The sequence below is a fragment of the Streptomyces sp. NPDC051987 genome (assembly GCF_040680735.1).
Classification (GTDB): domain Bacteria; phylum Actinomycetota; class Actinomycetes; order Streptomycetales; family Streptomycetaceae; genus Streptomyces.
Map to the genome: position 1 here is coordinate 18,194 of NZ_JBFAXI010000097.1, position 12,381 is coordinate 30,574.

At 71.5% G+C, this 12,381-nt stretch carries 10 protein-coding genes and 1 riboswitch; of the genes, 7 read left to right on the forward strand and 3 right to left on the reverse strand.

What is annotated here, in order from left to right:
• Nucleotides 1-62 precede the first annotated feature (62 nt).
• The 6 genes from AB0M11_RS34275 to AB0M11_RS34300 all read left to right on the forward strand — a co-directional run bounded on the left by AB0M11_RS34275 (nucleotide 63) and on the right by AB0M11_RS34300 (nucleotide 7,292).
• Nucleotides 63-1,382, forward strand: a complete 1,320-nt coding sequence (locus tag AB0M11_RS34275; RefSeq protein ID WP_365712044.1) for an HD-GYP domain-containing protein — start codon at nucleotides 63-65, stop codon at nucleotides 1,380-1,382.
• A gap of 83 nt (nucleotides 1,383-1,465) precedes the next feature.
• A complete protein-coding gene (locus tag AB0M11_RS34280; protein ID WP_365712052.1) occupies nucleotides 1,466-2,662 on the forward strand; it encodes an HD domain-containing protein in 1,197 nt (398 codons plus the stop codon).
• A gap of 114 nt (nucleotides 2,663-2,776) precedes the next feature.
• A complete protein-coding gene (locus AB0M11_RS34285; RefSeq protein ID WP_365712053.1) occupies nucleotides 2,777-3,757 on the forward strand; it encodes a hypothetical protein in 981 nt (326 codons plus the stop codon).
• Between the two features lie 126 nt (nucleotides 3,758-3,883).
• Nucleotides 3,884-4,534: a peptide deformylase gene (def, locus tag AB0M11_RS34290; protein ID WP_365712045.1), complete on the forward strand. Its 651-nt coding sequence runs from the start codon at nucleotides 3,884-3,886 to the stop codon at nucleotides 4,532-4,534.
• Between the two features lie 296 nt (nucleotides 4,535-4,830).
• Nucleotides 4,831-5,916: an epi-isozizaene synthase gene (gene cyc1 / locus AB0M11_RS34295; protein ID WP_365712054.1), complete on the forward strand. Its 1,086-nt coding sequence runs from the start codon at nucleotides 4,831-4,833 to the stop codon at nucleotides 5,914-5,916.
• Nucleotides 5,913-7,292 (forward strand): cytochrome P450, encoded by a 1,380-nt coding sequence (locus tag AB0M11_RS34300; protein WP_365712046.1) that lies wholly within the window; start codon nucleotides 5,913-5,915, stop codon nucleotides 7,290-7,292. The genes cyc1 and AB0M11_RS34300 overlap by 4 nt, the downstream gene beginning before the upstream one ends.
• Nucleotides 7,293-7,331: 39 nt before the next feature.
• Here the strand turns inward: AB0M11_RS34300 and AB0M11_RS34305 are convergent, their stop codons facing one another.
• On the reverse strand, nucleotides 7,332-8,297 hold the full coding sequence (locus tag AB0M11_RS34305) for a helix-turn-helix domain-containing protein (protein ID WP_365712047.1): 966 nt from the start codon (nucleotides 8,295-8,297) through the stop codon (nucleotides 7,332-7,334).
• A gap of 93 nt (nucleotides 8,298-8,390) precedes the next feature.
• On the opposite strand from AB0M11_RS34305, the gene AB0M11_RS34310 reads away from it, so the two are divergent.
• The gene (locus tag AB0M11_RS34310; protein ID WP_365712048.1) at nucleotides 8,391-8,633 is read left to right on the forward strand and encodes a hypothetical protein; all 243 of its coding nucleotides are present in this window, start codon (nucleotides 8,391-8,393) and stop codon (nucleotides 8,631-8,633) included.
• Here the strand turns inward: AB0M11_RS34310 and AB0M11_RS34315 are convergent.
• Together AB0M11_RS34315 and AB0M11_RS34320 are read right to left on the reverse strand one after the other, a co-directional pair.
• Nucleotides 8,546-9,559 (reverse strand): ribonucleotide-diphosphate reductase subunit beta, encoded by a 1,014-nt coding sequence (locus tag AB0M11_RS34315; protein WP_365712049.1) that lies wholly within the window; start codon nucleotides 9,557-9,559, stop codon nucleotides 8,546-8,548. The two genes, AB0M11_RS34310 and AB0M11_RS34315, sit on opposite strands and share 88 nt — an antisense overlap.
• Nucleotides 9,559-11,919 carry a ribonucleoside-diphosphate reductase subunit alpha gene (locus AB0M11_RS34320; protein WP_365712050.1) on the reverse strand — a complete coding sequence of 787 codons (2,361 nt, stop codon included), beginning with the start codon at nucleotides 11,917-11,919 and terminating at the stop codon, nucleotides 9,559-9,561. Before AB0M11_RS34320 ends, AB0M11_RS34315 begins: the two co-directional genes overlap by 1 nt.
• A gap of 148 nt (nucleotides 11,920-12,067) precedes the next feature.
• Nucleotides 12,068-12,146, reverse strand: a riboswitch (cobalamin riboswitch).
• Nucleotides 12,147-12,381: the final 235 nt, after the last annotated feature.

Consider the following 12,381-nt stretch of genomic DNA (forward strand, 5'->3'; position numbering starts at 1 on the left):
CTACCCTCCGGCTCCCGCCCTAGGCTCCGGAACCTGGACCGGACGGTCGGGGGAGGGACGCGATGGAGGCGGTTCCGGCACGGGTACGCGCGTACGTGGCGTGCGTCGCCCTCGGCGCCCTGCTCTGTCTGCTGCCGCTGCCCGGCGTACGGACGCCCTGGTGGGCCGTCGCGCTGCTCGCCGTGCTGTACCTGGCCTGCGAGCACGCCGTGCGGCGACGGCTGGGCGGCACCTTCTACCCGGTGCTGCTCGCCGGGGCCTTCCTGCTGCCACCGCCGGCCGCGGCGCTCGTGCCGCTGCCGGCGGCGCTGCTCGCGCGCGCCGGGCAACGGCCCCGGACGCTGCGCCGGACCTGGCGGGCCGCCGAGCCGGCGCTCGCCGTGTGGGGCGCCGGGCGGGTGCACTGGGCGCTGGGCGGCCGGGACGCGGTGGTGGGCTGTGACTTCCCGTACGCGCTGCTGCCCTGCGCCGCGGCCGTGCTGGCCTTCTGCGCGGTTCTCGCCCTGCTGGACGGCGGGATCCTCGCGGTGGCCGAAGGGGCGCCGCTACGGCGGGCCTGGCGCGGCCTGCTGTCCCGCTGGCTGGCGCCCGTCGGGGTGCACGGACTGGCCGGGCTGATGATGGCCGTGCTCTGGCGCAGCCCCTACGGCCCCGTCGCCGCGCTGCTGGTCCTGCTGCCGATGTGCGTGTCCTGGTGGGTGTTCGCCCAGTACCACCGCGAGCGCGCCGCCCACCAGGCCACCATCCGCGCGCTCGTCCAGGCCGTCGACATCAAGGACGAATACACCCGCGGGCACAGCGAACGGGTCGGACAGGCCTCCGTGATGATCGCGCGCGAGCTGGGCATGGACGACGACCGGGTGGAGACGCTCCGCTTCGCCGGCATCCTGCACGACGTGGGAAAGCTGGGCGTGCCCACGCGGCTGCTGCGCAAGAACGGGCCGCTGACGCCGGAAGAGCGCCGGATCATCGAACTCCACCCCGAGTACGGCCACGAGATGGTGCGCGGGATCTCCTTCCTGGGCGAGGCCCGCGCGGCGATCCTCCACCACCACGAGCGCATCGACGGCAGTGGCTACCCCTACGGACTGGCGGGCAGCCAGATCCCGGAGTCCGCCCGAGTGGTGGCCGTCGCCGACGCGTTCGACGCGATGACGTCGACGCGCTCCTACAGCCGGGCCCGCCCGGTGGCCGCCGCGGTCGCCGAACTGCGGCGGTGCGCGGGGCGGCACTTCGACGCGGGGATCGTCGACGCCCTGGCGCGAGCGCTGGCCAGGCACGGCTGGCATCCCGTGGTCACCGCGGACGTCCCGCAGCCCGGCGCTCCCGGCCCCGGCAGGCCGAGCGACGACCGCGCGGGCGTCGGACGGGGCACCCCGTGACCGCGGCCGACCCGGCCTGCCCGCCCCGAGCGGGGCTTCGTTCCCGTCGTGGGGTCGCGCTCGGGTGTGTCCGGCTCGCCGCGCTGCTGCTCGCCCTCGGCTGCTTGGCAGGCACCCTCTGGGAAGGCGTCGACAACCGCGGTGTCGCCCTCGCCTTCGGCGTCCTCGTCGGCGTCGGGGAGTGGGCCCGGTGGACCGGCGCCGACGTCCGCGAGGCCGCCCCGCTCGGGGCCGCCGGCGCGCTCGCCTACGCTCTGCTCGGCGCCGATGCCGGGGTCGCCACGCACGACGGGCCCCTCCAGGTGGTCACCGTCGTCTGCGCGGCCGCGCTGCTCGGCAACGTCCCGCACATAGCCGACGGACGGCGCCCCACCCTCGACCACCTGGCCCGCCGCGTCCTCACCGTCGGCTTCGCCGCCGTCTGCTTCCAACCCCTTCGCGGCAGGGGCGTGTTGGAGCAGTGGGGCGGACCGGCGTACGCGCTGCTGCTCGTCGCGCTGCTCGTGCTCACCGCGCTGTGCGACGCCGTGCTCGCCGCCGCGCAGGCCCACTCCCGTACCGGATGGCCGTTCGTGCCGCTGCTCCGGGACGAGCTGCGCGGGCTGCTCTGCATAGGGTCCGCCGTCTGCGCCACCGGCGCGGTGATGGCGCTGGCCGTCGCCGTCGCGGGGCTGTGGGCGCTGCCCGTGTTCTGTCTGCCCCTGCTCCTGACCCAGCTCTCCCTGCGCCGGTACGCGGCCGTCCGGGCCACCTACCGGCAGACCATCGCCTCCCTCGCCCGTGCCACCGAGACGGCGGGGTACACCCCGGCCGGGCACGCCCGCCGGGTGGCCGAGCTGAGCCAGGCCGTCGGCCGGGACCTGGGGCTCTCCCAGGCGGAGCTCACCGTGCTGGAGTACGCGGCGCTGATGCACGACATCGGCCAGCTCAGTCTCGTCGACCCGGTGCCCGCCGGGGCCACCGCGGGGCTGCCGGCGGCCGAGCAGCGGCGGATAGCGCTGCTCGGCGGGGCCGTCGTGCGGCAGACCGGGGTGGCGGCGGCGGTCGCCGTGGTCGTGGAGCGGCAGGCGGACCCGTACCGGGAGCAGCCGGTGGCCGCGCGGATCGTGCGGGCCGTCAACGCGTACGAGGAGAAGGCCCGGGACGCCGGGCCCGGCGGGCCGCTGACCGCGTTGGAGGAGTTACGCCTGGCCACTGCCGGGGACTACGCTCCCGAAGTGGTGGAGTCACTGGCCCGCGTGCTCTCCAGAGACTGTCTGACCCTGCGCGCGGCTGGGTAACCCATGGGTAATGAGCGGCCCTCCCGTCGTACGTGGTTGGATGCGAGGGAGAGGGTGATGTCCGGGGGCACAAGCCAGCCCACTGTGCGGAACTGGAACTGGCAGGCGGGAATCGTGAGGATCTTCGGCAAGGGACGGCACCGGCCCTCCGCCTCCTGGCGGCAGGCCACCGACCGCGCGTTCACGCTGATCGGCGACGGCCGGTACGAGGACGCGGGCGAGCTGCTGACGCGCGCCGCCGACCTGGAGCCCTGGCTGTCGGAGTCCTGGTTCAACCTCGCCCTGCTGCACAAGTTCCGGCACGACTGGGAGCAGGCGCGCGCCGCCGGGCTGCGGGCGGTGGCCCTGCTCGACCGGGAGGCCGGGGCTCCCGACTGGTGGAACGTGGGCATCGCGGCGACCGCTCTGCAGGACTGGCCGCTGGCCCGGCGGGCCTGGCAGGCGTACGGGCTGCGGGTGCCGGGAGGTGCCACCGTCTCCGGCGAGCCGGACGGCATGGACCTGGGCAGTGCCGCCGTACGGCTGTCCCCGGAGGGGGAGGCCGAGGTGGTGTGGGGCCGGCGGCTGGACCCCGCCCGGATCGAGGTGCAGTCCATCCCGCTGCCGTCGTCCGGCCGGCGCTGGGGCGAGGTCGTCCTGCACGACGGGGTGCCGCACGGCGAGCGGACGACGGCGACCGGGCACGCGTACCCCGTCTTCGACGAGATCGAGCTGTGGGCGCCGTCGCCGGTGCCCACGTGGGTGGTGCTGCTGGAGGCGGCGACCGAGGCGGACCGGGACGCGCTGGAGCAGCTGGCGGGGGATGCCGGGTTCGCGGCGGAGGACTGGTCGTCCTCGGTGCGGCTGCTGTGCCGGATGTGCTCCGAGTCGCGGATGCCGTCGGACGAGGGCGACGGGGTGCATCTCGACCCCCACGACCACAGTGAGCCGGGGCATCCGGGGCCGCTGGGGCATCGGACGGACGGGCAGTTGTGGGTCCCGGAGCGGGAGTGCGGAGTGGCTGCGCCGGCCTCGCTGGTTCGGGGGCTGCTGGACGGGTGGGTCGCGGACAGCCCGGATTCCAGGGACTGGCGGGATCTGGAAGAGGTGTGCTGAGGCCGGTGGGACGCCGCGGGCTGTGAGTGGTCGCTCGTGCAGTTCCCCGCGCCCCTGACGGGCGCCTCCACGTACCCTGTATCAGCACTGTCACCCCTGTTTTACCTAGGAAGGCTTACGTCGGTCATGGCCCAGCAGGACACCGATCAGCAGCACGTGGGCGTGCTCCCCGTGGATGACGAGGGGTTCGTCGTCGACACCGAGGGGACCGAGGAGCGCGAGAACGCCTGGCGTGAGCGGGGGACCTCGCGGCCCATCACCGTCGTCGGGAACCCGGTGCTGCACAAGGAGTGCAAGGACGTCACCGAGTTCGGGGCGGAGCTGGACCAGCTCGTCGCGGACATGTTCGCCAGTCAGCGGACCGCCGAGGGCGTCGGGCTGGCCGCCAACCAGATCGGCGTCGACCTGAAGGTCTTCGTCTACGACTGCCAGGACGACGCGGGCGTCCGGCACGTGGGTGTGGTGTGCAACCCGAAGCTCGTCGATCTGCCGGCCGACAAGCGGCGGCTGGACGACAGCAACGAAGGGTGCCTGTCGGTGCCCACCGCGTACGCCCCGCTCGCCCGGCCCGACTACGCCGAGGTCACCGGGCAGGACGAGAAGGGCAACCCGATCAAGGTGCGCGGCACCGGCTACTTCGCTCGGTGTTTGCAGCACGAGACCGACCACCTGTACGGGTACCTGTACATCGACCGGCTCTCCAAGCGCGAGCGCAAGGACGCGCTGCGGCAGATGGCCGAGAACGAGCCACGCTACCCCGTGGTCGCCAACGACTGAGGTCCGGAGGGACAGTTGTGACGCCTGGTCGGGCCCGCTCCGACCAGGCGTTCGTCATGTCCGGCCGGACTCGGTCGTCCGTACGCTCGCACATTCGATCCTTTGTGCGCCCCTAGCGATCCCCGACCAGTCACACAAGGGGAGATTCTCGGCACTGCGGGGTAGTGAGTGAAGCAAATCCGTTCCCAGACCGGTCAGTTGTGGTGCTGAATGGGGACTGCGGGGATACGCAACGGCGCACGCCCGGCACAGCGGGAGGGGTGTGCGCACCTGGCTCGGCTGAGAGGGGTTTGTTCGTGCATGCTTTCTCACACAGCACCACATCGACGCCGACGGCGGTCGCGGTTCCACCACAACTCGCCCTGCCGGTGATCGAGGCCGAGTTTCCCCGGCGACTGCACCCGTATTGGCCGCGGCTACAGGAGAAGACCCGCCTCTGGCTGCTGGAAAAACGGCTGATGCCGGCGGACAAGGTGCAGGAATATGCCGACGGCCTTTGCTACACCGATCTCATGGCGGGGTACTACCTGGGCGCGTCCGACGAGGTCATCCAGGCGATTTGCGACTTCAGCGCCTGGTTCTTCGTCTGGGACGACCGCCACGACCGTGACGTCGTGCACCGCAGGCCGGGCGACTGGCGGCGGCTGCGGTTCCGGCTGCACGCGGCCCTGGACGCACCCGTGCACCACCTGCGCCATCCGGACACCCTGGTCGCGGGATTCGCCGACACCGTCGTCCGGCTGTACTCCTTCCTGCCGCCGACCTGGAACCAGCGCTTCGCGCGGCACTTCCACGCGGTGATCGAGGCGTACGACCGCGAGTTCCGCAACCGCACCTCCGGGCATGTTCCCGGAGTCGAGGAATACCTGGCCCTGCGGCGCCTCACCTTCGCCCACTGGATATGGACGGACCTCCTGGAGCCGAGCGCCGGGACCGAACTCCCGGACGCCGTGCGGAAGAATCCGGCCTACCGTCGGGCGGCCCTGCTCAGCCAGGATTTCGCCGCCTGGTACAACGACCTGTGTTCGCTGCCGAAGGAAATAGCGGGCGACGAGGTGCACAATCTCGGAATCAGCCTCGTCACCCATGAGGGCATGAGCCTGGAAAAGGCGGTCGAAGACGTCAGGCGACGCGTCGAGGAATGCGTTCGTGAATTCCTGGTGGCCGAGCGTGACGCCCTGCGGTTCGCCGACCGGCTGGACGACGGAACGGTGCGCGGAAAAGAACTCGGCGCCGCCGTCACGGCGTGCGTCGGCAATATGCGGAACTGGTTCAGTTCCGTCTACTGGTTCCACCACGAATCCGGCCGTTACATGGTCGACAGCTGGGACGACCGGTCCACGCCCCCGTACGTCAACAACGAAGCGGCAGGTGAGAAATGACCGTCGAGTCCGTGAAAACCGCGAACGCCGGGGCGTCCGGCCACGGCGAACTGCGCGAACCGCCCCTGGCCGGCGGCCGGGTGCCGGTGCTCGGGCACGGCTGGCGGCTGGCCCGCGACCCGCTGGCCTTCATGTCCCGGCTGCGCGCCCACGGCGACATGGTGCGCCTCAGGCTCGGCCCCAAGGAGGTCTACGCCGTCACCACCCCGGAACTCACCGGCGCCCTCGCCCTGAACCCCGACTTCATCATCGCCGGCCCGCTCTGGGAGTCCCTGGAGGGACTGCTCGGCAAGGAGGGCGTCGCCACCGCCAACGGCCCCCGGCACCGGCGCCAGCGCCGCACCATCCAGCCGGCGTTCAACCTCTCCGCGATCCCCGGCTACGCGCCGGTCATGGAGGAGGAGGCGCACGCGCTGACCGAGCGCTGGCAGCCCGGCTCCACCGTCGACTGCACCTCGGAGTCCTTCCGGGTCGCCGTCCGCATCGCCGCCCGCTGCCTGCTGCGCGGTGCGTACATGGACGAGCGCGCGGAGCGGCTCAGCGTCGACCTCGCGAGCGTCTTCCGCGGTATGTACCGGCGGATGGTCGTCCCGCTCGGACCGCTGTACCGGCTCCCGCTGCCCGCCAACCGCGAATTCAACCGGGCGCTGGCCGATTTGCATCTCCTCGTCGACGAGATCGTCGCCGAGCGCCGGGCGTCTGGTCAAAAGCCGGACGATTTGCTGACGGCATTGCTCGCGGCGACGGACGACAATGGCGATCCCATCGGGGAACAGGAGATCCACGACCAGGTGGTCGCGATACTCACCCCGGGCAGCGAAACGGTCGCCTCCACGATCATGTGGTTGCTCCAGGTCCTCGCGGAGCACCCGGAACACGCGGAGAAGGTACGGACCGAGGTCGAATCCGTGACGGGTGGTCAGCCGGTCGGTTTCGCGCACGTTCGCCGGCTCGCGTACACCAACAATGTCGTCGTCGAGGCGATGCGTTTGCGGCCGGCCGTATGGATATTGACGCGCCGCGCCAAGGCCGACACCGAACTCGGTGGCTACCGCATTCCGGCCGGGGCCGACATCGTCTACAGCCCCTACGCCGTCCAGCGCGACCCGCACTCCTACAGCCGGCACCTCGACTTCGATCCGGACCGCTGGCTGCCGGAGCGGGCGAGGGAGGTGCCCAAGTACGCCATGAGCCCCTTCAGCGTCGGCAACCGCAAGTGCCCCAGCGACCACTTCTCCATGGCGCAACTGACGCTGATCACGGCGGCGTTGTGCGCGAAGTACCGCTTCGAACAGGCCGCCGGGTCCGACGGCACCACCCGGGTGGGCATCACCCTGCGCCCGCACCGCCTGCTGCTGACCCCCGTGCCCTGGTGACGGGCCGGCCGGCCCGTCACGCCTGATACCGGCGCGCGCTCAGGCGGCCTGCGGGCCCCGGAACGCGCGCCGGTAGGCGTTCGGCGTGGTCCCCAGCGACTTCACGAACTGGTGTCGCAGCGCGGCCGCCGTCCCGAAGCCGGTCCGGCTCGCGACGGCGTCCATCGTCTCGTCCGTCCCTTCCAGCAACTCCTGTGCCAGCAGCACCCGTTGCCGCAGGATCCAGCGGTACGGCGTGGTGCCCGTCTCCTGCTGGAAGCGGCGGGCGAAGGTGCGCGGGGCCATCAGGGCGCGGGCGGCCAGCTGCTCGACGGTGATCTCCTCGTCGAGGTGCTCCGTCATCCAGGCCAGCACCTCGCCGACCGTGTCGCAGGGGCCCTCGGGCAGCGGACGCTCGATGTACTGGGCCTGGCCGCCGTCCCGGTGCGGGGGCACCACCATCCGCCGGGCGATCTTCCTGGCGACCTCCGGGCCCTGTTCCTTGCGCACGATGTGCAGACAGGCGTCGATGCCGGCGGACGTGCCCGCCGAGGTGATCACCGGGTCCTCGTCGACGTACAGCACGTCCGGCTCGACCCGGGTGCGCGGGTACCGGCGGGCCAGCAGGTCCGCGTGGCGCCAGTGCACGGCGCACCGGCGCCCGTCCAGCAGCCCGGCCGCGCCGAGCACGAAGACCCCGGAGCAGACGCTGAGCACCCTGGCCCCCCGGTCCACCGCCCGGCGCAGCGCGTCGAGCAGCTCGGGCGGGTGGTCCCGGGTGACGGTGGCGTCCGAGGCGGGCACCGCGATCAGGTCGGCCTCCTCCAGCCGGTCGAGACCGTACGGCGTGGAGACGGTGAGGCCGGGCACATGGGTGCCGAGCGTCGGCCCCTCCGCCGAGACCACCGCGAAGTCGTACACCGGCAGCCCCTCGTCGGAGCGGTCGAGGCCGAAGACCTCGCAGACCACCCCGAGCTCGAAGGGATGCACGCCGTCGAGAAGCACTGTCGCCACGTTCCTCAGCATGCTGCCAGTGTGCCTCGCGGTTGGCAGTAATTCGAGGGTGCATGGCAGTGCTGCCACTCACGGTAAGGAGCGTCGAGCGCCACAGTGGTGTCCATGAACGGAAACCAGATCGAAGGTCTTGTCGGAATGGTCCTGGTCCTCGGCATCCTGGTCCTCATGGCCCTGCCGTCCGTGCTCGGCGTCCTGCGCGACAGGCGCGTCGACCGGCAGATCAGGCAGGCCCATGAGGACCGCGGGGAGCGGGAGACTCAGAAGTCCTCGTCGAGGTCGACGGTGCCCTCGACCGCCACCTGGTACGCGGACGGGCGCCGCTCGAAGAAGTTCGTCAGCTCCTGAACGCCCTGCAGCTCCATGAAGGAGAACGGGTTCTCCGAGCCGTACACCGGGGCGAAGCCCAGGCGGCCGAGTCGCTGGTCGGCGACGCACTCCAGGTACTGGCGCATCGAGTCGGTGTTCATGCCCGGCAGCCCGTCACCGCACAGGTCCCGGGCGAACTGCAGCTCCGCCTCGACGGCCTCCCGCAGCATGTCGGTGACCTGCTGCCCGAGTTCGTCGTCGAAGAGCTCGGGCTCCTCCTTGCGGACCGTGTCGACCACGTCGAACGCGAAGCTCATGTGCATCGTCTCGTCCCGGAACACCCAGTTGGTGCCGGTGGCGAGACCGTGCAGCAGACCCCGGCTGCGGAACCAGTAGACGTACGCGAAGGCGCCGTAGAAGAACAGGCCCTCGATGCACGCGGCGAAGCAGATCAGGTTGAGCAGGAAGCGGCGCCGGTCGGCCCGGGACTCCAGGCGGTCCAGGTTCTCCACCGAGTCCATCCACCGGAAGCAGAACTCCGCCTTCTCGCGGATGGACGGGATGTTCTCGACGGCCGCGAAGGCGGCCGCGCGGTCCTCCGGGTCGGGCAGGTAGGTGTCCAGGAGGGTCAGGTAGAACTGGACGTGGACGGCCTCCTCGAACAGCTGCCGGGAGAGGTACAGCCGCGCCTCGGGGGAGTTGATGTGCTTGTACAGCGTCAGCACCAGGTTGTTCGCGACGATCGAGTCACCGGTCGCGAAGAACGCGACCAGCCGGCCGATCAGGTGCTGCTCGGCGGCGCTGAGCTTCGCGAGGTCGGCCACGTCCGAGTGGAGGTCGACCTCCTCCACGGTCCAGGTGTTCTTGATGGCGTCCCGGTAGCGCTCGTAGAAGTCGGGGTAGCGCATGGGGCGCAGGGTCAGCTCGAAGCCCGGGTCGAGCAGGTTCTGGTGACGGGTGGACATTACTGACAGGCCTCGCAGGACTCGGGGTTTTCCAGGGAGCAGGCGACGGCCTCGGGATCCGGGGTGGCCTGCGCGGGGACGGTGGCTCGGGCCGCGCGGGCGATCCGGGTCGCCGGGCGCGACCGCAGGTAGTACGTCGTCTTCAGCCCGGACTTCCAGGCGTACGCGTACATCGAGGAGAGCTTGCCGATGGTCGGCGTCTCCATGAAGAGGTTCAGGGACTGGGCCTGGTCCAGGTACGGGGTGCGGGCGGCGGCCATGTCGATCAGGCCGCGCTGCGGGATCTCCCACGCCGTGCGGTAGAGGCGTCGCACGTCCTCGGGGATCCATGCGAACCCCTGCACCGAGCCGTTGGCGTCGCGCAGCGCCTCGCGGGTGCGGGCGTCCCAGACGCCGAGGTCCTTGAGCTCCCGCACCAGGTAGGAGTTGACCTGGAGGAACTCACCGGACAGCGTCTCGCGCTTGAACAGGTTCGAGACCTGCGGCTCGATGCACTCGTAGACGCCCGCGATCGAGGCGATGGTCGCGGTGGGCGCGATGGCGAGCAGCAGGCTGTTGCGCATCCCGGTCTCGGCGATCCGCGCGCGCAGCGCCGCCCAGCGCTCGGGCCAGGTGAACTCGACGCCGTAGTGGTCGGGGTGCAGCACGCCCCGGGCGGTACGGGTCTTCTCCCAGGCCGGCAGCGGACCGTTGCGCTCCGCCAGGTCGGCGGAGGCCTCGTACGCGGCGAGCATGATCCGCTCGGCGATCCGGGTGGACAGGGCCTTGGCCTCGGCCGAGTCGAAGGGCAGCCGCAGTTGGAAGAAGACGTCCTGGAGACCCATGGCGCCGAGGCCCACCGGCCGCCACCTGGCGTTCGAGCGGCCCGCCTGCTCGGTCGGGTAGAAGTTGATGTCGACGACCCGGTTCAGGAAGGTCACCGCGGTGCGGACCGTCTCGTCCAGCCGCTCCCAGTCCATGCCACCGGTCGCCGTGTCGACGAATGCCCCGAGGTTCACCGACCCCAGGTTGCAGACCGCCGTCTCGCCGTCGTCCGTGACCTCCAGGATCTCCGTGCAGAGGTTCGAGGAGTGCACGACGTGGCCGGCGGTCGCCGTCTGGTTGGCGGTGCGGTTGGCCGCGTCCTTGAAGGTCATCCAGCCGTTGCCGGTCTGCGCCAGGGTGCGCATCATCCGGCCGTACAGGTCACGGGCCGGGATCGTCCGGTGCGCGAGACCGGCGGCCTCGGCCCTGCGGTAGGCGGCGTCGAACTCCGCGCCCCACAGGTCCACCAGCTCCGGCACGTCGGCCGGGGAGAACAGGGACCACGGCTCGTCGGCGTTCACCCGGCGCATGAACTCGTCCGGGACCCAGTGCGCCAGGTTGAGGTTGTGCGTACGGCGGGCGTCCTCGCCGGTGTTGTCGCGCAGCTCCAGGAACTCCTCGATGTCGGAGTGCCAGGTCTCCAGGTAGACCGCGGCCGCGCCCTTGCGCCGACCGCCCTGGTTCACGGCGGCGACCGAGGCGTCCAGGGTCTTCAGGAACGGCACGATGCCGTTGGAGTGCCCGTTGGTGCCGCGGATCAGTGAACCGCGGCTGCGGATCCGGGAGTACGACAGGCCGATGCCGCCGGCGTGCTTGGAGAGCCGGGCGACCTGGTGGTAGCGGTCGTAGATGGAGTCCAGCTCGTCCTTCGGGGAGTCCAGGAGATAGCAGGACGACATCTGGGGGTGCCGGGTGCCGGAGTTGAAGAGCGTGGGGGAGGACGGGAGGTAGTCGAGGCGGCTCATGAGCCCGTAGAGCGCGGCGACTTCGTCCAGGGCGCGCGAGGTGTCGTCCTCGGCGAGTCCCGCGGCCACCCGGAGCATGAAGTGCTGGGGGGTCTCGATGACCCGGCGGGTGATCGGGTGCCGCAGCAGGTAACGGCTGTACAGCGTGCGCAGGCCGAAGTAGCCGAAGCGGTCGTCGGCGGCGGGGTCGACGAGCGCGTCCAGCCGCCCGGCGTGCAGCGTCACGAACGCGGCGGTCCGGTCGGCGATGAGCCCCTCCCGGTGCCCCACCGCCACGGACTCGGTGAACGACGTCACGCCCTGCGAGGCGGCCTCGGCCCGGATGGAGACGGTGAGCAGGCGGGCGGCCAGCCGCGAGTAGGCGGGGTCCTCCGAGATCAGTCCGGCGGCGGCCTCGGTGGCCAGCTCGCGCAACTCCGCCTCGTCGGCGCGGGCGGACCGGCCGCGCAGGGCGGCGGCGGCGACCCGGCCGGGTTCGGCGTCGGGGAGGTCGGCGGTCAGCTCGGCCAGGGTCCGCAGCAACGCGGTACCGGGGCCGTCCTCTTCCACAGAGATGGCCGCTGAAGCCGGGTCGGCTGGCGCGATGGTCACGTGGGGGCTCTCCCTCGCTGGGCTCGGGGCCTGGCGGGAGGGCAGGGGGCGGCACGAGCGCGCGCGGGCACGCGTCGGGTCCCTGGCCCACTCCACGAGGCCCGGACGTCAGAACGCCCTGACCGGGTGGCCGGGCGTGCTGTCGGCAGGTCCTCGGACTGACTCCTGTGCGCGAACACGCACAAGTACACCGTTGCGGGACAGTTCCGGATTCGCACCGGATTCCCCTGCGGCGACAGCGAGCATGAGCATACATCTAGTGCCGGGCTGCGGTGTCACCCCCAGATGTTGTGTCGCGGTGGTGTCGGAGCGTCAGACTGCTTGTACGGTGAGAGACGAGGAGCGGGCCGCCGAGGGGGTGCTCCCGGCGGCCCCCGGCGGGTTGGGGGGGGTTGGTGGCGCCGGTTCCCCCCCCCGTCGGCCGGGGGGGCCCCACCCCCCCACTGGGGGGGGGGTGCTGTG